At 72.0% G+C, this 24,911-nt stretch carries 22 protein-coding genes; 18 read left to right on the top strand and 4 right to left on the bottom strand.

The window, feature by feature from the left end; genetic code table 11:
* The first annotated feature begins 72 nt into the window (after positions 1-72).
* The 6 genes from ACFW6P_RS27980 (at position 73) to ACFW6P_RS27955 (ending at position 5,597) form a co-directional block, all read left to right on the top strand.
* Positions 73-873: a phytanoyl-CoA dioxygenase family protein gene (locus tag ACFW6P_RS27980; protein WP_386425243.1), complete on the top strand. Its 801-nt coding sequence runs from the start codon at positions 73-75 to the stop codon at positions 871-873.
* Entirely contained in the window at positions 870-2,387 is a 1,518-nt protein-coding gene (locus ACFW6P_RS27975; protein ID WP_386425240.1) for an AMP-binding protein, read from the top strand. Before ACFW6P_RS27980 ends, ACFW6P_RS27975 begins: the two co-directional genes overlap by 4 nt.
* A 286-nt stretch (positions 2,388-2,673) precedes the next feature.
* Positions 2,674-2,841: a hypothetical protein gene (locus ACFW6P_RS27970; protein WP_386425237.1), complete on the top strand. Its 168-nt coding sequence runs from the start codon at positions 2,674-2,676 to the stop codon at positions 2,839-2,841.
* Between the two features lie 466 nt (positions 2,842-3,307).
* A complete protein-coding gene (locus ACFW6P_RS27965) occupies positions 3,308-3,622 on the top strand; it encodes an acyl carrier protein (protein ID WP_386425234.1) in 315 nt (104 codons plus the stop codon).
* Positions 3,619-4,869, top strand: a complete 1,251-nt coding sequence (locus ACFW6P_RS27960; RefSeq protein WP_386425231.1) for a cytochrome P450 — start codon at positions 3,619-3,621, stop codon at positions 4,867-4,869. Before ACFW6P_RS27965 ends, ACFW6P_RS27960 begins: the two co-directional genes overlap by 4 nt.
* Positions 4,866-5,597: a thioesterase II family protein gene (locus ACFW6P_RS27955; protein ID WP_386425228.1), complete on the top strand. Its 732-nt coding sequence runs from the start codon at positions 4,866-4,868 to the stop codon at positions 5,595-5,597. Before ACFW6P_RS27960 ends, ACFW6P_RS27955 begins: the two co-directional genes overlap by 4 nt.
* Positions 5,598-6,103: 506 nt before the next feature.
* Here ACFW6P_RS27955 and aztA read toward each other — a convergent pair.
* Complete coding sequence (gene aztA / locus ACFW6P_RS27950; protein WP_386425225.1) at positions 6,104-6,847, bottom strand: zinc ABC transporter ATP-binding protein AztA; 744 nt, start codon at positions 6,845-6,847, stop codon at positions 6,104-6,106.
* Positions 6,848-6,862: 15 nt separating this feature from the next.
* Between aztA and aztB the strand changes: the two genes are divergently transcribed.
* The 4 genes from aztB to aztD all read left to right on the top strand — a co-directional run bounded on the left by aztB (position 6,863) and on the right by aztD (position 11,244).
* Entirely contained in the window at positions 6,863-7,723 is an 861-nt protein-coding gene (gene aztB, locus ACFW6P_RS27945) for a zinc ABC transporter permease AztB (protein WP_386425222.1), read from the top strand.
* A gap of 21 nt (positions 7,724-7,744) precedes the next feature.
* Positions 7,745-8,980, top strand: coding sequence for a hypothetical protein (locus tag ACFW6P_RS27940; RefSeq protein WP_386425219.1), 1,236 nt, complete (start codon positions 7,745-7,747; stop codon positions 8,978-8,980).
* Complete coding sequence (aztC, locus tag ACFW6P_RS27935; protein WP_386359241.1) at positions 8,977-9,954, top strand: zinc ABC transporter substrate-binding protein AztC; 978 nt, start codon at positions 8,977-8,979, stop codon at positions 9,952-9,954. Before ACFW6P_RS27940 ends, aztC begins: the two co-directional genes overlap by 4 nt.
* 87 nt (positions 9,955-10,041) lie before the next feature.
* On the top strand, positions 10,042-11,244 hold the full coding sequence (gene aztD / locus ACFW6P_RS27930; protein WP_386359242.1) for a zinc metallochaperone AztD: 1,203 nt from the start codon (positions 10,042-10,044) through the stop codon (positions 11,242-11,244).
* Between the two features lie 210 nt (positions 11,245-11,454).
* On the opposite strand, the gene rpmE is transcribed toward aztD, so the two are convergent.
* The gene (gene rpmE, locus ACFW6P_RS27925) at positions 11,455-11,706 is read right to left on the bottom strand and encodes a 50S ribosomal protein L31 (protein WP_386359243.1); all 252 of its coding nucleotides are present in this window, start codon (positions 11,704-11,706) and stop codon (positions 11,455-11,457) included.
* A 460-nt stretch (positions 11,707-12,166) separates the two neighbouring features.
* Between rpmE and panD the strand changes: the two genes are divergently transcribed.
* Together panD and ACFW6P_RS27915 are read left to right on the top strand one after the other, a co-directional pair.
* Positions 12,167-12,586, top strand: a complete 420-nt coding sequence (gene panD / locus ACFW6P_RS27920) for an aspartate 1-decarboxylase (RefSeq protein WP_386359244.1) — start codon at positions 12,167-12,169, stop codon at positions 12,584-12,586.
* Positions 12,587-12,611: 25 nt separating this feature from the next.
* The gene (locus ACFW6P_RS27915; protein WP_386359245.1) at positions 12,612-12,956 is read left to right on the top strand and encodes a GNAT family N-acetyltransferase; all 345 of its coding nucleotides are present in this window, start codon (positions 12,612-12,614) and stop codon (positions 12,954-12,956) included.
* A 575-nt stretch (positions 12,957-13,531) separates the two neighbouring features.
* Here ACFW6P_RS27915 and gndA read toward each other — a convergent pair.
* Entirely contained in the window at positions 13,532-14,971 is a 1,440-nt protein-coding gene (gene gndA / locus ACFW6P_RS27910; RefSeq protein WP_386359246.1) for an NADP-dependent phosphogluconate dehydrogenase, read from the bottom strand.
* A gap of 409 nt (positions 14,972-15,380) precedes the next feature.
* Here gndA and ACFW6P_RS27905 point away from each other — a divergent pair, with 409 nt between their 5' ends.
* On the top strand, positions 15,381-16,613 hold the full coding sequence (locus tag ACFW6P_RS27905) for a peptidoglycan DD-metalloendopeptidase family protein (protein ID WP_386359247.1): 1,233 nt from the start codon (positions 15,381-15,383) through the stop codon (positions 16,611-16,613).
* Here ACFW6P_RS27905 and ACFW6P_RS27900 read toward each other — a convergent pair.
* Entirely contained in the window at positions 16,603-17,982 is a 1,380-nt protein-coding gene (locus ACFW6P_RS27900) for a DMT family transporter (protein WP_386359248.1), read from the bottom strand. The two genes, ACFW6P_RS27905 and ACFW6P_RS27900, sit on opposite strands and share 11 nt — an antisense overlap.
* Positions 17,983-18,192: 210 nt before the next feature.
* Here ACFW6P_RS27900 and ACFW6P_RS27895 point away from each other — a divergent pair, with 210 nt between their 5' ends.
* The 5 genes from ACFW6P_RS27895 (at position 18,193) to ACFW6P_RS27875 (ending at position 24,755) form a co-directional block, all read left to right on the top strand.
* The gene (locus tag ACFW6P_RS27895) at positions 18,193-18,948 is read left to right on the top strand and encodes a (2Fe-2S)-binding protein (protein ID WP_386359249.1); all 756 of its coding nucleotides are present in this window, start codon (positions 18,193-18,195) and stop codon (positions 18,946-18,948) included.
* 39 nt (positions 18,949-18,987) lie between these two features.
* The gene (gene glgA, locus ACFW6P_RS27890; RefSeq protein ID WP_386359250.1) at positions 18,988-20,139 is read left to right on the top strand and encodes a glycogen synthase; all 1,152 of its coding nucleotides are present in this window, start codon (positions 18,988-18,990) and stop codon (positions 20,137-20,139) included.
* Positions 20,140-20,190: 51 nt separating this feature from the next.
* The gene (glgC, locus tag ACFW6P_RS27885; RefSeq protein ID WP_386359253.1) at positions 20,191-21,411 is read left to right on the top strand and encodes a glucose-1-phosphate adenylyltransferase; all 1,221 of its coding nucleotides are present in this window, start codon (positions 20,191-20,193) and stop codon (positions 21,409-21,411) included.
* A gap of 393 nt (positions 21,412-21,804) precedes the next feature.
* Positions 21,805-23,148 carry a wax ester/triacylglycerol synthase family O-acyltransferase gene (locus ACFW6P_RS27880; protein WP_386359251.1) on the top strand — a complete coding sequence of 448 codons (1,344 nt, stop codon included), beginning with the start codon at positions 21,805-21,807 and terminating at the stop codon, positions 23,146-23,148.
* Between the two features lie 104 nt (positions 23,149-23,252).
* Positions 23,253-24,755 carry an SDR family NAD(P)-dependent oxidoreductase gene (locus ACFW6P_RS27875; protein ID WP_386359252.1) on the top strand — a complete coding sequence of 501 codons (1,503 nt, stop codon included), beginning with the start codon at positions 23,253-23,255 and terminating at the stop codon, positions 24,753-24,755.
* Positions 24,756-24,911 lie beyond the last annotated feature (156 nt).

The following is a 24,911-nucleotide window of genomic DNA, read 5'->3' as shown; positions in this document are numbered from 1 at the left end:
ACCTCTGCCCGATCCGGTCCGCGTCCCCGATGCGCATCATCCCGGAGAACCAAGGAGAAAGGTCATCGCGTTATGCTCACCGAAAGCCAGATATCGGAATACCGGTCCGAGGGATTCCTGCTCCTCGAAGACGTCTTCGACGCCGGCGACGTCGCCGCTCTGCGACGTGAGGTGACCGATCTCTACGGGACCGAACACCCCGGGCGGATCTTCGAGGAGGACGGGACCACGGTGCGGGGCATCCACGGCTGCCACACCACGGGCGCGCTGTTCTCCCGGCTGGTGCGGCTGCCCGAGCTGCTGACCGCGGCGGAGCAGCTGCTGGACAGCAAGGTGCATGTGTTCCAGTGCAAGGTCAACGCCAAGAAGGCGCTGCGCGGTGAGGTGTGGCAATGGCACCAGGACTACAGCGTCTGGGGGCCCAAGGACGGCATGCCGGAGCCGCGGGCGGTCAACGTCGCGCTGCTGCTGGATGACGCGACCGAGCACAACGGCCCGCTGCTGGTCGTCCCCGGTTCGCATCGGAACGGCGCGATACCCCCGTGGAGCCCCGATCCCGGCGGCACCTCCCGCTGGGAGGCAGACCTCTCCGCGAAGCTGAAGTTCGCGCTGGACGCCGGGCAGATGGCCGAGGTGACCGCGGAGTCGCAGATCCGGTCCGTGGTCGGACGCGCCGGAAGCCTGCTGTTCTTCCACCCCTGCATCGCGCACGGGTCGGGTGCGAACATGGCGCCGACCGACCGGACCATGGCATTCGTCAGCTACAACAGTGTCGACAACGAGTTGCACGAAGTGCCGTGCCCGCGGCCGGAGTTCGTCGCGTCGCGTGACTACCGGCCGCTGGAGCTCGTCGACGGGGGCCTGATCGCATGAGCGACCTCGATGTCTCCCTGATCCGGATGCTGATGGACTCCATCGCCCGGCACCGGGACGCGGTGGCGGTCATCGACGACGGCATCGCCTACACCTACGCCGAACTCGACGAGGTCTCGGCCGAGATCGCCGGCGGCCTCGCCGCACACGGCATCGGCCCCGGGGACGTCGTCGACGTGCACGCGACGCGTTCGTGGTCCCGTTGCGCGGCGGTGCTGGGCGTGTGGCGCGTCGGAGCCGGCGTCCTGTCCATCGATCCGGCCATGCCGCCCGCCTGGACCGGCAGGCTGGTGAGCAGCGCCGGCTGCGCCATGGTCCTCCGGGCGGAGGAGTGCGCACCGGTCGGGGCGGGTGTCGCGGAGCACACCTTCCGGTCGATTCGGGGAACGCGACGGGACGAGGTCGCGACCGGGCCGCTCTGCTACGTCATCCCCACCTCGGGGTCGACAGGCGAACCCAAGGCCGTCGCGGTGCCGCCGGTCGTCCTCGCGGACCTGGGCAGCTGGCACGTCGGGCGGTGGAGCCACGACCGGCCGCCGCACACCCTGCACATGTCGTCCATCGGCTTCGACATGGTGTACGAGGACACGGTGGCCACCTGGCTGGCCGGTGCGACCCTGATCGTGGTGAACGACCAGGACCGGCTGGACCCCTTCACGTTGATCGACACCATCCGCGAGCACGACGCGGCCCGGCTCTTCCAGCCGGTGGTCGGACTGCACGGACTCGCCGCCGCCGCGTGCGCCGCCGGCGCGGGGACCCCGAGCCTGCGGGAGATCTCGGTGGCCGGCGAACAGCTGGTGATCAACGAGGAGGTGCGGAGGTTCTGTGCCGACGGCGGCCTGACGCTGGTGAACCAGTACGGGCCGAGCGAGACGCATGTGGTCACTCAGTACCGCCTGACGGGCGACCCCGGCGCGTGGCCCGACCGGCCGCCCATCGGCACCGCCGTCGTCGACGCGGAGCTGCTGTGCGTGGTGGACGGACGGCTGCGCCCCTTCGCGGTCGGCGAGACCCGGGAGCTGGTCATCGCCGGGAACTGCGTCGGAGTCGGATACGCCGGTGACGACGGGCTCACCGCGAAGAAGTTCAGGGAGTTCGAGCATCAGGACGGCCGCCCGCGGCGCTGCTATCTCAGCGGCGACCTGGTCACGTTCGACGGCGAGGACTTCCACTTCGTCTCCCGGCTCGACGACCAGCTCAAGGTGAACGGCTACCGGGTCGAGCCGGGGGAGGTGGAATCGGTGATCGCCCAGGTCGCCGGTGTCCGCCGGGCCGCGGTCGTCGGGGTCAAGGTCGCCGCGTCCACGCAGTTGGCGGCGTACTACACGCGGGCCTCCGGCGCGGAGGTCGACCGGGACGACCTGGCCCGCGCGTGTGCCTCCGGTCTGCCCCGGTTCATGGTCCCCCGGCACTTCGTCGAACTGGAGGAGCTGCCGTCGACGCGGAACGGGAAGATCGACCGGGCGAGACTCCGGGAGATGTTCCGGGAGCCCTCGGTGAGCCGGGGCTGAGACGCGACCGCCGAGGCTGCCGGACGCGGTCGGGTACGTCTCCGGCCCTGCCGCGCCGCCCGCGGCGGCAGGGTCCCGGACGGCTCCGGCCGTCCGTATGGTGATCTTTGGTGCCCTGTGGCCGTTTCGTTCACCCCCCGCTTTGGTGTCGGGGAACTTGGTGAATGGTGCCGTCCGTGGAATCCGGAACACGCGGCCGCCATCCTGGAACAGCGGAAAGGGAACGGCCGGGCAATGCCGGCCGGAGCCCTTTCCGGATGGCCCACTCCGAGTTCTGGGAGAAAAGATGAAGTCTGCCCGCGTCTTCGTGGCTGCCGTTCTCTTCGCGCTGATGATCGGCGCGGTCGGCGGTACCGCCGCCGCTGCCGCCGAGACCGGCCGCGCCGGCACCGTGGTGACGGCCTTCGGTGCGTCCGACGGCGACAGCGGGTGGGGCCGCCGTTTCGCGGGATGACCTGCCGGCGGGAACGGGCCGTTCGGCCCCCGTCGCGTCGCCCATGCCGTGGTCCGGCCGTCGTCGGAATGCGGGAATCGGGCAGGGAAAGGCCGGACGACTCCGTGAAGAATGAGCCACGCGAATCTGTCCGAAAATCCAGTGGTGGGAAAAGGGAAGTATGTGAGCCCGCGTCCCCCGGGACCTCTCCGGCAGCGCGGCGGCCGCGGCCGGGACGCCGTAGCCGGCGGACAAGAGGCGGTCGCGCGGCCCCCGTACCGAGCGCCGCCCCGCCGCCGCCGGGCTGGCCTCCCGCCCGGCGGATGCCGTACGGCGAGCGCACACCCCGCCGAAGGCGTGCTCCGCTCCGCTGCCCGGGCCGGACACAAGCCGCCCCCCACGGCCACATCGTTATTGACGCTCCATCACATCCGTGTGCACGGAAACCGTGCGGGCACCCCCGTCCGGCGGAGGAAGGAAGCTGACCATGGAACCGGCGCCGCAAGCGATCCACCCGCGAGGTGGACAGGACGAGACCCCGCAACGCCATGACGCGCCATCGGCCGGCCCGGAGCCGCTGGCGGACCAGATCGCCGCGCTGTGGGGGGCACTCCTCAACCGCCCCGGGGTCGGGCCGGAGGACGACTTCTTCGCCCTCGGCGGCAACTCCCTGACCGGCATCGAGATCATCGAACGGGTGGCGCGCGACCACGGAGTCCGGCTCTCCGTCCGCGACTTCTACCTGGCGCAGACCCCGGCTCGCGTCGCCGGGCTGATCGAGCGGGGGCGGTCCGGCACATGAGGCTGACGCCGGGCCCCGCGCGCGACATCGACCTCGACACCGTCGACCTCTTCGACCTCGACCTCTACGGCACGGGCGATCCGCACCCCGTCTGGGACGCGATGCGCGCCGAGGCGCCCCTGCACCACCAGGTCCTGCCCGACGGACGCGCGTTCTGGTCGGTCACCCGATACGAGGACGTCTGCCGCGTCCTGGGCGACCACCGCGCGTTCACCTCGGAGCGCGGCACCGTGCCCACCCACCTCGGCCAGGACGACGTCGCCGCCGGAGTGCTTCTCACCTCCACCGACCCGCCCCGGCACACCGAGGTCCGCAGGCCGCTGGGCTCCAGGCTCACCGCCCGCGCGGTCAGGTCCTGGGAGGACTCCATCCGCCGGTCGGTGGTCCGCTTCCTGGAACCGGCCCTGGACGCGGAGGTGTTCGACCTGGCCGACAAGGCGCTGCTCCTCCCGGCGATCGTCACCGGACCGCTGCTGGGCATCCCCGAGAAGGACTGGGAGGAACTGGTCCGGCTCACCGCGATGGTGACGGCCCCCTCCGATCCGCACTTCCAGCTCGGCAGCGAAGCCGCCACCCTGGCGATCTCCCACCACGAACTTGTCGGATATGTCACCGAGTGGGTCAAGGAGCGCCGAAGCTCGGGGACCGAGGACGACAGCCTGCTCCACCACCTGATGAGCGTGCGCCCCGGTGGAGCGCCGCTGAGCGACCAGGAGATCGCCCTCGACGGCTACAGCATCCTGCTGGGCGCCAACGTGACGACCCCGCACACCGTTTCCGGTACCGTGCAGGCCCTCATCGAACGGCCCGAGCAGTACCAAAAGGCCCAGGCCGACCCGGACCTGATCCCCAACCTGGTCGAGGAAGGGCTGCGCTGGACCTCGGCCGCCTGCAACTTCATGCGCTACGCCGTGAGCGACGTCCCCATCGCGGGCGGCGTCATCCCGGCCGGTGCGGCGGTCGTCGCGTGGATCGGCTCGGCCAACCGGGACGCCGCGCTCTTCACCGCCCCGCACACCTTCGACATCACCCGCCCCAACGCCAAACGGCAGATCGCCTTCGGATTCGGCCCGCACTTCTGCATCGGCGCCCCGCTGGCCCGCCTGACGCTGCGCGTCTTCTTCGAGGAACTCCTCCACCGGTTCGACTCCCTCGACCTGGCCGGCGAACCGGAGCACCTGCGCTCCTACTTCATCGCCGGCATGACCCACCTGCCCGTCACCGCCCGGAAACGGCACACCCCATGACGTCCGGACCCGTCCTCGCCTCGCCCTGGTTCGTCCGGCCGCCCACCGCCGGTGCCTCCGCCCGCCTGTTCTGCTTCCCCTACTCCGGCTCCGGGGCCTCCGCGTTCAGCGCCTGGCCCGCCGCCGCGGGCGACGCCGAGATCTGCCCGGTACAGTTCCCCGGCCGCGAGAACCGCCTCGCCCACCCCCACTACGGCAGTTACGAGAACCTTGCCGAACAGCTCGTCGAAGCCCTCACCCCGCTGCTGAAGACACCGTTCGCGTTCTTCGGGCACTGCGCCGGCGCCCTGCCCGCCTACGAGAGCGTGCTGAGGCTGGACGCCGCCGGCCTGCCCGTACCCCGACGCCTGTTCGTGTCCGGCCAGCCGGCCCCGCACGAGGCCGTCCGCGACCGGATGCTCACCCTGGACGAGGACCAACTGCGCGCCGCACTGGTCGCGTTCCTGCGCGCCCGGGGCATCGAACCCCGCCCCGACATGATCGACATGGGCCTGTCCGTGCTGCTCCGCGACCACGCCGCCGCCGGAGCCTACCGGCGCACCGAACCCGCCCGTATCGACTGCCCGATCACCGTCCTGCACTGGAGCGAGGACACCGACGTGGGTCTGGCGGACCTCCAGGGCTGGCGCCGCTACGCCGACTCGGTCGAGATCCGCGTCGTAGAGGGCGGCCACTACGACTTCATGGACGCGCCCGCCGAGCTCCTCACGACCCTGGCCGCCGAGTGACGACCGGGTCGCCTGCGACGACCGTTCCGGAAGCCGAAGACGCGACGAGCACGTCATTCCCCAACGATCAGCAAGAGCTCTTCCGCGACCGACCGTGACCGTCGTGACGATACGGCTCCGGCTTCGAGGGCAGATCCACTATCGCGGTCCGCGAAGGCGCTTGTCACCGTTCTCCGGAATGATCTTTACGCCCGTCATGCACTCATAGGGGTAAGGGGACTGTGGAGTCGAGAGTGGCGCACGACGTTGCCGCGGCGGCGAAGGAACTCACCGCCATCCAGCTGAGCGGTTGGCGCGGCGCCGGCTTACCGCGCGGCATGGCCTGACGCCGACCGCGTCCGGCGGTCATGCTCTGAGGCTCACCTGCCGTGGGCAAGATCCGTCGGACAGGCTCCAGTGACCTGAGTCACGGTCGGTGTGGGCACGCCGGGCCGACGCCTCGGCCCCGGGGGTTGGCCGGCGGCCCAAGCCCCCGGTCGTCCCGAAGCGGTGTGTGCCGCCGCTCCTCAGAGGGATCGCCAGATGCGGGCCAGTGCCGACATGGTGAGGACCTGGTCCGGATGTCCGTGCCCGACGAGACGGCCGTCCCGGAGCAGGAGGCATGCGTCCGCCGTACGCGCAGCCTCCAGGTCGTGCGTGGCCTGGACGACCGTCACCCCGTCGGCGACGAGGCCCTTCAGCAGCGCCCCGATGCGCTCTTGCGCTTCCGGATCCAGGCCCGTGGTCGGTTCGTCAAGGAGCAGCAGGTCCGATCCCTGCGCCAACCCCTGGGCGATGAGCGCGCGTTGACGCTGCCCACCCGACAGCTCGCCCAGTTGGCGTGAGGCGAGGTCCCGGATGCCGAGCCGGTCGAGCGCGGCGTCGACGATCGCGTGGTCCTGGCGGGTCAGCCGGCGCCATGGGCCGCGCTCGCCCCAGCGTCCCATCTCCACGGTCTCCCGGACGCTGAGCGGCAGGGTGTCGCCGAGGGCTCCGCGCTGCGGCACGAAGGCGGGCGGCCGGTCTCCGTTGTGGTGGAGATCGCCGGATGTCGGACGGATCACACCGGCGAGCACACCGAGCAGGGTCGACTTGCCGCTGCCGTTCGGGCCGACGAGCGCGGTCGTGGCCAACGCGGGTATGTCCGCGCTGACTTGATGGAGCACTGGGCGCCCTGGATAGCCGGCGCACAGCCCCTGGAAGCGAATGCGGGCCGTGCGCTCCAAGAGTGGGGCGGATGAGGGGGCGGGTTTGTTGAACATGGTTTTCATTGTAGTGTCTTGGTCATGGAATGGTTGACGGCCCCCTTCGAGGTCACCTTTGTGCAGCGGGCCCTGTGGGGCGGGATTCTCGTGTCCGCGATCTGTGCACTGGCGGGCACCTGGGTGGTGCTGAGGGGGATGGCCTTCCTGGGGGACGCCATGTCGCACGGACTGCTGCCGGGTGTTGCGCTGGCCGCGCTGCTCGGCGGGAACCTGATGGTGGGCGCGGTGGTCAGCGCCGCCGTCATGACGGCCGGTGTCACCGCGCTGGGCCGTACACCGAGGCTGTCCCAGGACACCGGCATCGGACTGCTGTTCGTGGGCATGCTCTCGCTCGGCGTGATCATCGTCTCGCATTCGCAGTCCTTCGCGGTCGACCTGACTGGCTTCCTCTTCGGTGACGTGCTCGCCGTCCGGGAGCAGGACCTCCTCGTGCTCGCGGCGGCGCTGCTCGCGGCGCTGGCGGTGTCGGTCCTGGGCCACCGCGCCTTCCTGGCCCTGACGTTCGACGCGCGCAAGGCCCAGACTCTGGGGCTGCGGCCGCGTCTGGCCCACGCGGTGTTGCTCGGCCTGCTCGGCCTGGCGATCGTCGCCTCCTTCCACATCGTGGGAACGCTGCTCGTCCTCGGACTGCTCATCGCGCCGCCTGCGGCCGCGCTGCCCTGGGCGCGCAGTGTGCGCGGGGTCATGGCGCTCGCCGCCGTCCTCGGAGCCACCGCCACGTTCGGCGGCCTGCTGCTGTCCTGGCACCTGAGCACCGCCGCCGGCGCGACCGTCGCGGCACTCGCGGTGAGCCTGTTCTTCCTCTCCCACGCGGCGTCCGGTCTGCTGCACCGCCGTGCGCCCCACGCCCCCGCCGCTGCTGCCGTACTCGAAGTCAACTGAAAGAAGCTTGAGGCGCTCGTCATGACCGTCCGCAGAAACGTCACTTCGTGGACTTCGGCCACACTGGCACTCACCGCGCTGCTCGCCACGGGCTGCGCGGCGAACAAGGGCGACGACTCCCGCCCTGTGGCGAGTTCCCCCTCCGCCACTCCGCACGGGTACGTCGAGGGGGCGCAGGAAGCCGCCGAGCAGCAGTCCCGGCTCCTGCTGAACGATCCCCGCAGCGGCAGCAGCAGGGCTCTCGACCTCATCACCGGCAAGGTGCACCGGACCGACCGGGTGAAAGGCGCCGTCCGGCTCGGAACGGACGGGCGGTTCGGCTACCTCCACGCGCCCGGCGGTACCCATGTCGTCGACAGTGGCGCCTGGATGGTGGACCACGGTGACCACGTCCACTACTACAGCGCGGCGGTACGCGACGTGGGGGAACTCCCCGCGCGAAGCCGGGCGCAGGCACGCAGCGATGCCGCCGTGACGGCGGTGACCGACGAGGACGGGCGCGCCCTCCTCTACGACCGCGGCAAGCTGGAAACAGGAAGGATCACATCCCTCCGGACGCTGCCGGGCATCTACACCGGCGCCGTCGTGCCGTACGAGGAGCACCTGCTCGCCTTCGCGGACGAGGACGGAGCCACCAGGCTCGTCGTCCTCGACCGCAAGGGCGAACGCGTCGCCTCCCCGGACGTGGAGTGCGAGCAGCCCCGAGGAGACGCCGTCACCCGACGGGGCGTGATCCTGGGCTGCGCCGGTGGCGCCCTGCTCGTCCGGACCGAGGGCGGTGCCTTCACCGCCGAGGAGATCCCCTACGGAAGGGACGTCCCGGCGCTGGAGCGGGCGACCTCCTTCCGCCAGCGGCCCGGCAGCGACACCCTCACCGCCCCGGCTGGAAGCGACGCCGTCTGGGTCCTCGACGTCACCGAGCGGACCTGGACCCGGGTCGACACCGGTCCGGTCGTCGCGGCCAACACGGCCGGAGAAGGATCTCCCCTGCTCGTCCTGCAGTCCGACGGCGCACTGCACGGCTACGACATCACCACCGGAAAGCGGACCGCGCGGACCAAGCCTCTGCTGACCGGAGGGAAGGGAGCAGGCGCCGACGGCATCGCCCCCGTGATCGAGGTGGACCGCAGCCGCGCCTACGTCAACGACCCCGACGGCAAGAAGGTGTTCGAGATCGACTACAACGACGGTCTGCGCATCGCCCGCTCCTTCGAACTGGACGTCAAGCCGGTCCTCATGGCGGAGACCGGCCGATGAGCCGGACCGAGGCGAAGCAGCGCGCGAGGGCGGGCATCGCGCGTCTGCGCAGTCTGATCGTCGGCCTGCTCGCCCTCGTCACCGCCGCGACCGCGACGGCGTGCACCACCGACGACGACCGGCCCCGCGTCGTCGTCACGACCAACATCCTCGGTGACGTCACCCGGGAGATCGTCGGTGACCAGGCCGACGTCACCGTTCTGATGAAGCCCAACGCCGACCCGCACTCCTTCGGTCTGTCGGCGGTGCAGGCCGCCGAACTGGAACGGGCCGATCTCGTCGTCTACAACGGCCTGGGGCTGGAGGAGAACGTACTCCGGCATGTGGAGGCCGCCCGCGAGTCCGGTGTCGCCACCTTCGCGGCCGGCGAGGCGGCCGACCCGCTCACCTTCCGCACGGCCGACGACGGCGGCCCCCGCAGTGAGGAGGGGCAACCCGATCCGCACTTCTGGACCGACCCCGACCGGGTACGCAAGGCCACCGGTCTGATCGCCGACCAGGTCATCGAGCACGTCGACGGTGTGGACGCCGGCACGACACGCGCCAACGCCGACCGCTACGCCGAGGAACTCACCGGCCTCACCGCCTGGATGGAGAAGTCCTTCGACCGCGTTCCCGAGGGCAAGCGGTCCCTGATCACCAACCACCACGTCTTCGGATACCTCGCCGACCGCTTCGGCCTGAGGGTGATCGGCGCGGTCATCCCCAGCGGCACCACGCTGGCCTCGCCCAGCTCCTCGGATCTCCGCTCCCTCACCGAGGCGATGGAACGGGCGGGCGTAGGCACCGTATTCGCCGACTCCTCCCAGCCCCGACGGCTCGCCGAGGTGCTGCGTGCGGAAACGGGCGGCCGGATCCAGGTCGTCGAGCTCTACTCGGAGTCGCTGACCGCCAAGGGCGAGGGCGCCGACACCTATCTGCGGATGATGCGGGCCAACACCACCGCCATGGTCGACGGCCTGACCGGCGGCTGACCCCACGGGCCTCACGTGCACCACCGGCTGACGAGCCGTCCCTCCACCTCACTGCCGCCACAGAGCGGCGCGGAAAGGAACACACCGATGAACAAGTCGATACGCAACAGAGCTCTCACGGGCACGGCACTCGCCCTGGCGGTGTCCACGGTTCTGACTGCCTGCGGAGGGGAGGACTCTTCCTCCTCTTCCGACACGAAGGCGAAGAACGCCCCGGGCGCCAAGGCCACCGCGGTCAAGGACCCGCTGGTCGCCACCTTCGACGGCGGCCTCTACATCCTGGACGGCGAGAGCCTCAAGACGGCCAAGACCATCGAGCTGCCCGGCTTCAACCGGGTCAACCCGGCGGGTGACGAGGACCACGTCGTCGTCTCCACCGACACCGGCTTCCGCATCCTGAACGCCACCGGGCAGACCCTCACCGACATCGTGTACAAGGGTGCCAAGCCCGGCCACGTCGTACGTCACGCCGGGAAGACCGTGCTCTTCACCGACGGCACCGGAGAGGTCAACGTCTTCGACCCCGCAGACCTGAGCAGCGACAAGAAGCCGGAAGGACGCACCTACACCTCCGCCGAGCCGCACCACGGTGTCGCCATCGAACTGGCCGACGGCACACTCCTCAGCACCCTGGGCACCGAGGAGAAGCGCACCGGCGCGCTGGTGCTGGACAAGGACAACAAGGAGATCGCGCGCAACGAGGACTGCCCCGGTGTCCACGGCGAGGCGGCCGCCAGGAACGAAGCCATCGGCATCGGCTGCGAGGACGGCATCCTGATCTACGAGGACGGGAAGTTCACGAAGATCGACGCCCCCGACGACTACGGCCGTATCGGCAACCAGGCCGGCAGCGACACCTCGCCGATCCTCCTGGGCGACTACAAGACCGACCCGGAGGCCGAGTTGGAGCGGCCCACCCGCATCTCCCTCATCGACACGGAGAAGAAGAAGCTGCGCCTGGTGAACCTGGGCACCAGCTACTCCTTCCGCTCACTGGCTCGTGGACCGCACGGGGAGGCCGTGGTCCTCGGCACCGACGGCGCCCTCCACGTCATCGACCAGAACACCGGCAAGGTCGAGAAGAAGATCCCCGCCGTGGGCGAGTGGCAGGAGCCGCTGGACTGGCAGCAGGCCCGGCCGACCCTGTTCGTCCGCGACCGCACCGCGTTCGTGTCCGAGCCCGGCAGGAAGGCCCTGCACGCCATCGACCTGGAGACGGGGAAGAAGATCGCCTCAGTCACCCTGCCGAAGAGCACCAACGAGCTGTCGGGCGTCGTCGCCGGTCACTGACCGCCTCGTGTCCTGCCACGCCGTCGTGCCCTCGCCGCCCCGGCCTTCCGGACGCGCCGGCGGGGGCACACCGCTCGCCTGGACCGGCCCGGTCCGCGTCACCGGCCGACGAACTTCCGCAGCAGGTTCGTGTCCTTGTGGTCGACGTAGGTGATCCCTCGGAGTGGAGTCCGCCCACGATCAGCACCGGCAGCGGGGGCGCGTCCCGCATCAGTTCGCTCCGCGCCGGCCGTAGCGGCGCTCGAACCGCTCGACCCGCCCCGCGGTGTCCAGGACGCGGGCGGTTCCGGTGTAGAAGGGGTGGCTGACGTTCGAGATCTCGACGCGGCGACGATCTCCTCGGCCCGGGTGCCGCGCAGCAGGGGAAACTCCCAGGGACTCGGTGTTCAGGTGGGTGCCGGTGAACACGAGGTTCAGGTGGGTGCCGGTGAACACGAGGTTCAGGTGGGTGCCGGTGAACACGAGCTCCTTTCATTGCGATTGGTGCAGTCGTCCGTCTGTGTCGACCCCGATTGGCGTCCCCTCGGGGCGGCCCCACGGCGCTGCCTCGGATCGACGGGGAGCGCTCGATCGGCGAGTGGGTTGCCAGATACTCGCCGGAGAGTGGCCTGGGGTGCAGCGGCAGTGATGTGGGGCCACCGCTCGCCGACGCTGCCCTCTGCTCACTCCGAACGGTTCACCTCGTGACGCCTCGTCAGGTAAGTCGGCGTCCCATCAGCACGGGACCGGGACGGCCTTCTGGGCGTGCCCCCCTTGACGGCTTCGCGGTAGCCTCTCCGCGCAGATCGCGCAGGTGGGAAGCCTGCTTGCCGCGATGCTCGATCGTGTGAAGAGTCTTCGAGCCGAAGGCACGTCGATGTACAGTGAGCGAAGCCCCTGACCTGCAGAAAGCAGGCGGGGAGCCGTCTTCTAGGAGTCCAAAGTGCTGCGCACCATGTTCAAGTCCAAGATCCACCGCGCCACCGTCACCCAGGCCGACCTGCACTACGTGGGATCCGTGACCATCGACGCCGATCTGCTCGACGCCGCCGACCTGCTGCCCGGCGAGCTCGTGCACATCGTGGACATCACCAACGGCGCCCGGCTGGAGACGTACGTCATCGAGGGCGAGCGCGGCTCCGGCGTGATCGGGATCAACGGTGCCGCCGCGCACCTCGTGCACCCGGGCGACCTCGTCATCATCATCAGCTACGCCCAGGTGACGGACGCCGAGGCCCGGGCGCTCGAGCCCCGGGTCGTGCACGTGGACCGCGACAACCGCATCGTGGCCCTGGGCGCCGACCCGTCCGAGCCCGTGCCGGGGTCGGACCAGCGGCGCAGCCCGCAGGCCGTCAGCGCCTGACCGACCGACACGGAGGAGCGTGCGCATGAGCGACCAGGAGATCCGCGACGACCGGGCGGCCGGCCGTCTGGAGGCCGTGGCGGACGGTGAAGTCGTCGGCCGCATCGAGTACTTCGTTCTGGACAGCCCCGAGCGCGCCCTCGTCCCCGTCCACACGATCGTCGAGCCGGCCCACGAGGGCCAGGGCATCGCGGGCTCCCTCGCGCGCGAGTTCTACGGCGTCGCCGCCCGGGAGGACCGCGCGGTCGCCCCGCTCTGTCCCTACGTCGCCCAGTGGGCCGAACGCCACCCCGACGAGGCCCCGTCGGCCGGCGAGGGCCTGCTGACGGCGGCGAAGGCCTGGCTGGCCGCCCATCCGGGCGGGTTCTGACCACGGGTCTCCGCCCCGGCCCCGACCTCGGCCGCCCCCGCTACCCCACCCGGCCCCACCCCGTCCCGCCACGGGGTGACTGCCGAAGCCGCTGCCGGGTAGGCGGGGGAGTAGTCCAGAGCCGGAGTCGACCCACTGGCTGGAGGACCTGATGAACGACCCGTATCCCGACCCCGTGTCGCCGGCACCGACACCGGGGCCGGATCCCCAGCACCCGGAGCCCCCGGGCCCCGATCCGGTGCCGAACCCGCAGCCCCCGCCGGGGCCCGAGCCGACGCCGCCCCCGCCGTCGCCCACCCCGCCGCCGGGCCCCACCCCGCCCCCACCCGGTCCGACGCCCCCGGGACCCACACCCCCGGGCCCCGGCCCCGTGCCGGGCCCCGACCCCTCCCCGATCCCCCCGGGACCGGAACCCGTACCGAACCCCGAGCCCGGACCCCCGCTGTCCTGAACGACGGCACCGCACCACCGCACCGACCGACGGAACGGGCCGGGGGACAGCCGATCCACGGCCGTCCCCCGGCCCGTTCACCGTCATCCCGGCGTGGAGCGCCTCTACGGGGCCTAAGCAGCGCCTACGCGGAGACCTCCGAGCGGTCCCCGCCCCACAGCGTGTGGAACGACCCGTCCCGGTCCACCCTCCGGTAGGTGTGCGCACCGAAGTAGTCCCGCTGCCCCTGCGTCAGCGCCGCCGGCAGACGCTCCGCGCGCAGGGCGTCGTAGTAGGCGAGGGCCGCCGCGAAGCCGGGCGTCGGCACGCCCTGGCGGGTCGCGGCGACCAGCACCTCGCGCCAGTCGTCCTGGGCGTCCGCGATCTCCTGCGCGAACGTCGCGTCCGACAGCAGGCTCGGCAGGTCCGGCCGGGCGTCGTAGGCCGCGCGGATCCTGTCCAGGAACGCCGCGCGGATGATGCAGCCGCCGCGCCACAACGCCGACACCGCGCCCAGGTCGATGTCCCAGCCGTACTCGCCGCGCGCGGCGTCGATCTCGTGGAAGCCCTGCGTGTACGACACGATCTTCGACGCGTACAGTGCCTGCTCCACCCGTTCGGCGAAGACCCGGGCGTCCGCCTCGCCCAGCGTCTTCGCCCGCGGACCGGCCAGGCCGCGCGAGGCCTCCCGCAGCGCCGCGTGGCCGGACAGGGAGCGGGCGAAGACGGCCTCCGCGATGCCGGACACCGGAACGCCCAGGTCGAGGGCGATCTGGACCGTCCAGCGGCCGGTACCCTTCTGCTCGGCCTGGTCCACCACCACGTCCACGAACGGCTTGCCCGTCTCCGCGTCGACGTGTGACAGCACCTCGGCCGTGATCTCGATCAGGTACGAGTCGAGACGCCCCCGGTTCCAGCTCCGGAAGATCTCCGCGATCTCGGCGGGGGAGTACCCGGCGACGTCCCGCAGCAGCTGGTACGCCTCGCCGATGAGCTGCATGTCCGCGTACTCGATGCCGTTGTGCACCATCTTCACGAAGTGCCCGGCGCCGTCCGGGCCGACGTGCGAGACGCAGGGCGAGCCGTCGGCGGCCTTCGCCGAGATCTTCTCCAGCATCGGGCCCAGTGAGTCGTAGGACTCCTTCGGGCCGCCGGGCATGATGCTCGGCCCGTTCAGCGCGCCCTCCTCACCGCCGGAGACGCCCATGCCGACGAAGTGGATGCCCTGCTCGCGCAGCTCGCGCTCGCGGCGCCGGGTGTCGGCGAAGTGCGCGTTGCCGCCGTCGATGATCATGTCGCCGGGTTCCAGCAGCGGCGCGAACTCCTGGATCACCGCGTCCGTCGGGTCACCGGCCTTCACCATCACGACCAGCCGGCGCGGACGCTCCAGCGCGGCCACGAAGTCCTTCGCGCTCTCGCACGCGATGAACTCGCCCTCTCCGCCGAACTCCTCGACCAGGGCGTGCGTGCGCGAGGGCGTCCGGTTGTGCGCCGCCACCGTGTAGCCGTTGCGGGCGAAGTTGCGGGCGAGGTTACGGCCCATGACCGCGAGACCCGTGACGCCGATCTGCGCTGTACTGCTCATTCGGTTCGCTCCTAAAGACCTCGGTATCGGTGCTGCCGGCACATGCCCGCCGGCAGGACCTCCGGCGACCATCCTGTCGTGTCGCCCCTCCGTGTGCACGCGCGGGTCGGGCGGCGTGGCGCGGGACGGGCCCGTGGCGCAGGACGGGACGGCATGGCGCAGGACGGGACGGCGTGGCGCACGACGATACGCACGGGAGCGCCGTCGCACTCAGCCGAGGCACGCGTCCCCGCGCGCGCCGCCTCCGTGCACCGCCAGGCGTACGCGGTGCACCGCCGTGGCGCACGTCGCGCGACAGGGGCCTCGTTCCGGCCATATGCGACTCCCGGGCGGCTGATAGCCGCCTTGTTCCGGCCGGTCCGCCGCGCTTACTTTTGCCCCTCCTGACGCATGTCTAGGGGGGCACCCGATGGCCGTACGCGGCCGGCACCGCCGGTATCAGCCGAACAGGATCAACCGCGCCTCGCTCACCGTCACGGCGGGCGGCGCGGGGATGGCGCTCCCGTTCATGAGCGCGGGCACCGCCCAGGCGGCGGACGTGGACACCTGGACCAAGGTCGCCGCCTGCGAGTCGAGCAAAGACTGGGACATCAACAGCGGGAACGGCTTCCACGGCGGGCTGCAGTTCACCCAGTCCACCTGGGAGGCCTACGGCGGCCGGGCCTACGCGGCACGCGCCGACCTCGCCACCAAGGGCCAGCAGATCGTCGTGGCCGAGAAGGTGCTGGACGGGCAGGGCCCGGGCGCCTGGCCGGTGTGCTCGGCACGGGCCGGACTGACCCGGGACGATGACGGGCCCGATGTCCGCCCGGCCTCCGACCGCACGAAGAGGGGCACCGAACGGGAGGCGAGGAGGACGGCCAGGACCTCCGTCGAGGACGTACGGCCGCACTCCACCCCGCAGTCCCGGGCGGGCAGGGCCGAGATGTACACCGTCGTCCGCGGCGACACGCTCTCCGGCATCGCGTCGGACCAGGACGTCCGGGGCGGCTGGTGGGGTCTGTACGCGGCCAACCGCTCGACCATCGGGAGCGACCCCGACCTGATCGTGCCCGGGCAGCGGCTCGCACTGCGCGGTGAGGCCGCCACGAAGACGCGCCCCGCACCCAAGCCGTCCGAGTCGGCCAGGCCCGTTCCGCACAAGCCCTCCAAGGAGCGCGAGAAGGAGCGGGTCAAGAAGCCGTCCAAGAGCGAGACCGAGAGCAGGGAACGCGCGTCACGGTCCACGGCCACCCGGCACGGGCTCGTCGCCCCGGTCGGCGCCTCCCTGGGCACGCCCTACCGCAAGGCGGGTTCCTCCTGGTCCAAGGGCTACCACACCGGTATCGACTTTCCCGTGCCCACCGGCACGTCCGTGAAGTCGGTCGCCTCGGGCCATGTCGTCAGCGCGGGCTGGGGCGGCTCGTTCGGGTACCAGGTCGTGATCCGGCACGCCGACGGCCGCTACAGCCAGTACGCCCACCTGTCGGCGATCTCCGTACGGGACGGGCAGTCGGTGAGCGCAGGGCAGCGCATCGGCCGGTCCGGCTCCACGAGCAACAGTTCGGGCCCGCATCTGCACTTCGAGGTGCGGACGGGGCCCGGCTTCGGCTCGGACGTCGACCCGGTGGCGTACCTCAGGGCCGGCGGCGTCAGGATCTGACGCGCACCCGGTGCCGGTTCACCGGGGGCAGTGGCACGTACGGGACGCCGTAGAAGGGCAGGTAGGAGAGCGGGCGCCGGTCGTCGGGGGGCACCGGCGCCACTGCGCTCCCGTGCACGGCGTCCGGTACGGCGGCCGCTCCCGGCACGAGCACGTCCTCGACGAGCAGCGGCCCGTTGTCGAGGGGCGCGATGTCCGGCGCGGCGTCCCCGGGGCCGTGCGGCCCGCCCGCTTCACATGACGCACCCGTCGCGCACAGCGCCCCGGCCGCCGCAGGCACCTCTGCGCGCAGACCGTCCGCGCCCACCGCAACGCCTCCGGGGCCGGTCGGCCCGAGGCCCGTGCCGGGGCCCAGGACGCCCACCTCCGCATCCGAGCCGAGACCCGCGTCCAGGCCGGCCCCGTGACCCGCCTGGGCCGCTACCGGGCCGGCGCCGCAACCAGTCTGGGCCGCGACCGCGCCCGCCCCGGGACCCGCCAGGGCCGCGACCGGCTGCCTCTCGGCGGCCTTCGGTCGTGCCGTCTCGTGCTCCGGCCGGGACGCGGTGAGCCGCTCCGTGGTCAGCAGGATCAGACCGCCCGCCGCCACCACACCGCAGCTCAGTGCCAGCACCGTGCCGGTCGTGCCGTAGCGGAACGTCTCGCCGAACATGGTGATGCCGACCGCGGCGGCCACCACCGGATTCACCACCGTCAGCGTGGCCAGCGGGGCCGCGAGGCCGGCGCCCCGGTAGGAGGCCTGCGACAGCGTCATGCCGGCCGTGGCGAGGACGCCGATCACGGCGAGGGAGGGCAGGTCCGTCATCGCCACCCCGCCCGTCCAGTCCACGGCGACGGTCTTGGTGAACACCGAGGACATGCCGAACGCGATGCCCGAGGCCGTGGCCAGCAGCATGCTGCGGACCGCCGGGTGCCGGTGCGCGGCCCGGGCGGCGATCATCAGCGACACGACCACGCCCGCGGTGACCAGGGCCACCGCCGCCCGCTCCGCCGTGTTCAGCGACTGCGTGTCGGCCGCGGCGACCAGGGACAGCAGACCGGCGAGTCCCACCGTCGCCATGATCGCCCCCCGCCAGGCCGTGCCGCCGGCCCTGCGGCCGACGAACAGGGCCGCCATCGGCAGGGCCACCACGATGGTCAGCGCGCCGAGCGGCTGCACCAGGCTCAGCGGACCGTAGGCCAGCGCCACCACGTGCAGCAGCCCGCCGAGGCCGTTCAGCGCGACCGCCGCCCACCAGCCCGGCCGGCGCAGCGGGGCGTACTGCTCGCCCGGCGAGGACTCCGCCACCCGCTCCTGCACGATCGCCCCGCCCGCGTAGGCGAACGCGGAGACGAGGGACAGCAGGACGGACAACGCGAGGGCGCTCATCGGCTGCTCCTCTGCGTCAGGCGGGGGCGTTCGGCCCGGCGCGGCGAAAGGTGGGCTTTCATGACCAACACCCTGCCGTGTCCAGGTCTTCCCGTCGTCGTCCCTGAGCACTCATTGGGTCCTACTGCCGATGGAGTACGGGGGAAGCCCCGTCATCCCCAGGGTGGGCGCCGCGGATCGGGGGTCGCCCGAACGCGTCCCCTAGGGGTCTTGGTACTACTGCTCGTCGTGGACCTCGACCCCGACCTTGCCGCGCTCCGCCCGCTCGGCGGCTTCTTCGTGCTGCGCACGGAGGGAACGCCGGCCGCCTCCCTTCCCACTCTCGCACAGGCCTACGCACACGCATCACCCGATGTGGCCCATAATCCCCTGCTTCTCCGTGTCCGCAAGGTCGCGAAGGCCCTGCGTGTCCCGGAGCCGCGCGTCGCGGCGTCGGTGGCCCACCAGGGCCTGGCGGCCCGGCTCTGGTCGATCGCGCTGGGGTGCGCCGCGCTGTACGGCGCCGTCCCCGACCTCGACGCCCGGCTGCTGCGCTGGGACCCGGACGGCAGCGCGCCGGACGACCTGTGGCTGTCCGGCGTACGCCCCTCGCCCGCGGACCCGGACCGGCTCGCGGACGCGGTGCTGCACGGGCACCTCCTGCCCCTGGAGAAGGCGTTGCGGGTCCACCACCGCGTCGCCCCGGGTCTCCTGCGCGGCAACGCGGCCTCCGCGCTGGCAGGCGCCGGCCGCGAGCTCGACCGCTGGGCCCGGCGGAACGGCCGTGCCGGCCTCGCTGCCCGGGCCAGCTCCCTGACCGCCGGACTCCTCGCCCACCCCCTGCTCGACGGTGCCGGAACCCTCACCGGCACGGCCTTCCGGCGCCGCAGCTGCTGCCTGTACTACCGGGTGCCCGGCGGGGGCGTCTGCGGCGACTGCTGTTTCCCGAGTGCGCCCTGCTCTTCCCCGCGCGCCCCATCTGGGTGACCATGAAGGGGGACGGCCGCTGAGAGCAGGGAGTTGCGGGTGCGAGTGGGACTGCTGACCCGGGAGTACCCGCCGGACGTGTACGGCGGCGCGGGCGTCCACGTGGAGTTCCTGGCGAGGGAGCTGAGACCGCTCGTCGACCTCGACGTGCACTGCTGGGGCGAGGGCCGCGTCGACGGCGTCCGGCGCCACCGCCCCTGGTCCACCCTCGACGGGGCCAACGACGCGCTGCGCACCTTCTCCGTGGACCTCGCCATGGCCGCCGCCCTGGAGGGCCGCGAGCTGGTCCACTCCCACACCTGGTACGCCAACCTCGGCGGTCACCTGGCCAAGCTGCTGTACGGCATCCCGCACGTGATGACCGCGCACTCCCTGGAGCCGCTGCGTCCCTGGAAGGCCGAGCAGCTCGGCGGCGGCTACGAGCTGTCCGGGTGGGCCGAACGCACGGCGATCGAGGCCGCCGACGCGGTGATCGCCGTCTCCTCGGCCATGCGCGAGGACATCCTCGGCTGCTATCCGGCGCTGGACCCGGCGAAGGTCCACGTCGTGCACAACGGCATCGACACGAGCCTGTACCGGCCCGACCACGGCACGGACGCCCTGGACCGGATCGGCCTGGACCGCTCGCGCCCGTACGTGCTGTTCGTCGGCCGCATCACCCGCCAGAAGGGCGTGCCCCACCTGCTGCGCGCGGTGCGCGACATCGACCCGGCCGCGCAGGTCGTGCTGTGCGCGGGCGCGCCGGACACACCGGAGATCGACCGGGAGTTCCGGGAGCTGTTCGCGGAGCTCAGCGAGGTCCGCGACGGCGTGTTCTGGATCCCGAGGATGCTGCCGCGCCCGGAGGTCATCCAGCTCCTCACACACGCCGCGCTGTTCGTCTGCCCCTCGGTGTACGAGCCGCTCGGCATCGTGAACCTGGAGGCGATGGCCTGCGGCACGCCCGTGGTGGCCTCGGCGGTCGGCGGCATCCCCGAGGTCGTGGACGACGGCGGCACCGGTCTGCTCGTCCCGGCCGGTGACGGCTTCGAGGCGGGGCTCGCCCGGGCCATGGACACCGTCCTCGGCGATCCGGGGGCCGCACGGCGGATGGGCGAGGCCGGGCGGCAGCGCGCGGTCGGAGAATTCGGCTGGGACGCGGTGGCCCGCCGGACGGTCCGTCTCTACGAGGAGATCGTCAAACAGGCTTAGCGGGTACTGCTCGGGGGCAGGCAGAGGGAAATCGGCGTGAGGGGAGCGGCCATGCGTGGTGGTGGTCCTTCGGTCCTGGGGATCGTTCTGGCGGGCGGCGAGGGCAAGCGGCTGATGCCCCTGACCGCGGACCGGGCCAAACCGGCGGTGACCTTCGGCGGCACGTACCGCCTGGTCGACTTCGTCCTGTCCAACCTCGTGAACGCCGACGTGCTGCGCATCTGCGTCCTGACGCAGTACAAGTCGCACTCGCTGGACCGGCACATCACGACCACCTGGCGGATGTCCAACCTGCTCGGCAACTACGTCACGCCCGTACCCGCCCAGCAGCGCCTCGGCCCTCGCTGGTACCTGGGCAGCGCCGACGCGATCCTGCAGTCGCTGAACCTGATCTACGACGAGCGCCCCGAGTACGTCGCCGTCTTCGGCGCCGACCACGTCTACCGCATGGATCCGCGCCAGATGCTCGCCCAGCACATCGAGAGCGGGGCGGGCGTGACGGTGGCCGGGATCCGGGTGCCGCGCACCGAGTCCTCGTCCTTCGGCGTGATCACGCCGGGCTCGGACGGCCGGACGGTGGAGCGCTTCCTGGAGAAGCCGGCGGCTCCGCCCGGCCTGCCGGACGACCCCAACCGCGTCTTCGCTTCCATGGGCAACTACCTCTTCACCACCAAGGCCCTCATCGAGGCGCTCCGGCGGGACGCCGAGGACGAGTCCTCCGTGCACGACATGGGCGGCTCGATCCTGCCCCAGCTCACCGACCGGGGGGAGGCCGCGCTGTACGACTTCAGCGAAAACCACGTGCCCGGCGAGACCACCCGCGACCAGGGCTACTGGCGGGACGTCGGGACGCTGGACGCCTACTACGAGGCCCACATGGACCTGATCGCCGAACGCCCCGTCTTCAACCTGTACAACCGCAGCTGGCCGATCTACACGCACTCGTACCAGCTCTCGCCGGCCCGCTTCAACGCGGGCGGCATCGCCAGCGAGTCCATCATCAGCGCGGGCTGCCTGGTCCGCGGGCAGGTCACGCGGTCGGTGCTGTCGCCGGGCGTGGTGGTCGACCCGGGAGCCGTGGTGCAGGGCTCGGTCCTGCACGACAACGTGCACGTGGGGCGGGGCGCGGTGGTGCGCGGCGCGGTCCTCGACAAGAACGTCGAGGTGCCGCCGGGCGCGACGATCGGCGTCAACCCCGAGAGGGACGCGGAGCTGTACACGGTCTCCAAGGGCGGGGTCATCGCGCTCGGGAAGGGCCAGATGGTCACCTGACGGGCTGCGGCCGGGACGATGATCGACGAGCACATGGACCGGGCGCTGGACCGCAAGGGCGTGCCACGGCGCCGTGTACACCCGGATCGCGGACGTCGAAGGTGAGCCGAACGGCTTCCCCGCCTAGGATCGCGCCGTACTGAGGCCGGACGCGGCCCGGCTGAAGACGGCGCACCAGGAACTGCTCCGTGACGCCTCCCGGGTGACTCCCACGGGGTGCCCGGCGGCGCAACCTGTGCTGGACTGACCGGACATGCACCATGAGTCCCGCCCCGTATCGCGGGGCGTGACGCTTGATCTGGTGTTAACTGTACGTAGCCTGATCGTACTTGACCGTAATCGGCTGGGGGCGGTTGACTGCTGACCCACCCGTCGTCGACGCGAGGCAAGCCCTTGACTGCTGACCTGCTCGCTCCTCTCGACCTGGCGTTCTGGAACATCGAGTCCGCCGACCACCCGATGCACCTCGGCGCGCTCGGGGTCTTCTCCGCGGACTCGCCCGCCGCGGGCGCCCACGCGGCGGACCTCCTCGCCGCCCGCGCCGCGGGTGTCCCCGGGCTGCGCATGCGGATCCGCGACGTCTGGCAGCCGCTGCCCGACGCCCTGCGCCGGCCGCTCGCCTTCGGGGGTGCCGCCCGTGAGCCCGACCCGGACTTCGACCCCCTGCACCACGTCCGGCTGCACGCCCCGACCGCCGACTTCCAGGCCGAGGCGGGCCGGCTCATGGGGCGCCCGCTGGAACGCGGCAGGCCGCCCTGGGAGGCCCACGTCCTGCCGGGCCAGGACGGTGTCTGCTTCGCGGTGCTGTTCAAGTTCCACCACGCCCTGGCCGACGGACTGAGGGCCCTGACCCTGGCCGCGGGCGTCATGGACCCCATGGACATGCCGGCGCCGAGGCCCCGCCCGGCCGCACCCCCGCGCGGCCTGATGCCCGACGTGCGCGACCTGCCCGCACGCATGCGCGGCGCCCTGTCCGACATGGGTCGTGCCCTGGACATCGGCGCCTCCGTGGCCCTCTCCTCCCTGGAGGTGCGCTCCACCCCCGCCCTCGCCTGCGAGCCGAGCGGCACCCGCCGCACCGCCGGAGTGGTCCTGGACCTCGACGACGTGCACCGCGTGCGCAAGACCGTCGGCGGCACCGTCAACGACGTCCTCATCGCCGTCGTCGCGGGAGCCCTGCGCCGCTGGCTCGACGAGCGCGGCGACGGCAGCCGGGACGTCGCGCCCCGCGCCCTCATCCCCGTCTCCAAGCGCCGCCCGCGCACCGCGTACCCGCAGGGCAACCGGCTCTCCGGGTACTTGATACGGCTTCCGGTGGACGATCCGGACCCGCTGACCCGGCTGGCCTCCGTCCGCAACGCCATGGACCGCAACAAGGACGCCGGCCCCAACCGGGGCGCCGGCGCCGTCGCCCTGCTCGCCGACCACGTTCCCGCCCTCGCCACCCGGCTCGGCGGCCCGCTGGTCGGACAGGCGGCCCGGCTCTGGTTCGACATCCTCGTGACCAGCGTGCCCCTGCCCAGCCTGGGCCTGAAGCTCGGCGGCCGTCCGCTCACCGCCGTGTTCCCCTTCGCCCCGCTCGCCCCCGGGCACGCGCTCGCGGTGGCCGTGTCGACGTACCGGGGGAGCGTCCACTACGGCCTCGTCGCCGACGGTGAGGCGGTCCCCGACCTCGACCTGTTCACGACGGCCCTCGCGAGGGAGGTGGCGACGCTGATCAAGGCCTGCCGGTCGTGATCGACGCGGGTTTGGCGGTCCGGCCCGCCGCTGAAGTAAAATCCGCCGTTCGACAGCGGGCGCGACCGGCGCGCCGCACGGCAGAGCAGGGAACGACAGCGGCGATGACGGTGACAGAGGACGGCCCGCGGGCCATGGACGAGGCGAGCGGGCTCTCGTACGGACCCGGCATCGACCCCGAGCGGCTGGCCGTCTGCCTCGGCGTGCTCGAGGAACTCGACCGGCTGGACATCGACCACCCGGACGCGATCGCCGTGCGCAGGGCCACCGCGGGCGTCTACCGCACGGTCAAGCAGCGCCGCCGCCAGGAGCGCCGGGCCGCCAAGACCGCCCACGACAAGGCGGTCACGGAGGCCACGGCGACCGGTTCCGCCCAGCGCATCGACGACGAGACCGAGGGCCTGCTGCCGTCCTCGCGCACCGAGGAGGGCACGATCGCGGGGATACTCCAGCGCCCGCGCTCCTGCTACACCTGCAAGAACCGCTACGTGGAAGTCGACTACTTCTACCACCAGCTCTGTCCCGACTGCGCACGCGTGAACCGCGCCAAGCGCGACGCCCGCGCCGACCTCACCGGCAAGCGCGCCCTGCTCACGGGCGGCCGCGCCAAGATCGGCATGTACATCGCGCTGCGGCTCCTGCGCGACGGCGCGCACACCACCATCACCACGCGCTTCCCCAAGGACGCCATCCGCCGCTTCAAGGCCATGGACGACTCCGCTGACTGGATGCACCGCCTGGAGGTCGTCGGCATCGACCTGCGCGACCCGGCGCAGGCCGTGGCCCTCGCCGACCAGGTCGCCGAGGCGGGCCCGCTCGACATCCTCGTCAACAACGCGACGCAGACGGTGCGCCGGCTGCCTTCCGCGTACGCCGCCCTGGTCGAGGGCGAGAGCACCCCGCTGCCCGCGGGCGAGCTGCCCGCCCACCGCGTCATCGGCGCCTTCAACTCCGGCGCGGTCGACGGCCTCGCCGCACTGCCCGCCGGCATCAGCGGCCTGGACGCACAGCAGGTCGCCGACCTCGCCCTGGTCGCGGGCAACGCCAGTGTCGAGCGGCACCTCGACGGCACGGCCATCGACGCGGGCGGGCTCGTCCCCGACGTCGTCGACACCAACACCTGGGTGCAGACCATCGAGCAGATCTCCCCGGTGGAGCTGCTGGAGACTCAGCTGTGCAACTACACGGCGCCCTTCATCCTCATCAGCAAGCTGCGGCCCGCGATGGCCGGGGCCGCGAAGAAGGCCGCGAGCGGCCGGGCCTACGTCGTGAACGTCTCCGCGATGGAGGGGGTGTTCGGGCGCGGCTACAAGGGCGCCGGGCACCCCAACACCAACGCGGCCAAGGCCGCGATGAACATGGTGACGCGCACCAGTGCCCAGGAGATGTTCCAGACCGACGGCATCCTGATGACCTCGGTCGACACGGGCTGGATCACGGACGAGCGCCCGCACTACGACAAGCTGCGCCTGGCCGAGGAGGGCTTCCACGCGCCGCTCGACCTGATCGACGGCGCGGCCCGGGTGTACGACCCCGTCGTGCGGGGCGAGGCGGGGGAGGACCTGTACGGGGTGTTCCTGAAGGACTACGCGCCCGGGAAGTGGTAGGGGCCCCGCCGAGGTGTAGCGACGCCGTCCGTGGGCGGTTGGCGTGCGGGCGCGCGCAGCCCCCCGCGGGGGGCGGCGCCGCGCCCCCGCGGCGCCCGCTCCGCCCCCGCCCCCCCACCCGGCGGGGGGCGGGGGGGCAACCCACCCCCCGGCACC

Source organism: Streptomyces sp. NPDC058741, from assembly GCF_042746715.1.
Classification (GTDB): Bacteria; Actinomycetota; Actinomycetes; order Streptomycetales; family Streptomycetaceae; genus Streptomyces.
The sequence above is the reverse complement of the archived record's forward strand: the minus strand, read 5'-3'. Positions and strand labels throughout refer to the sequence as shown.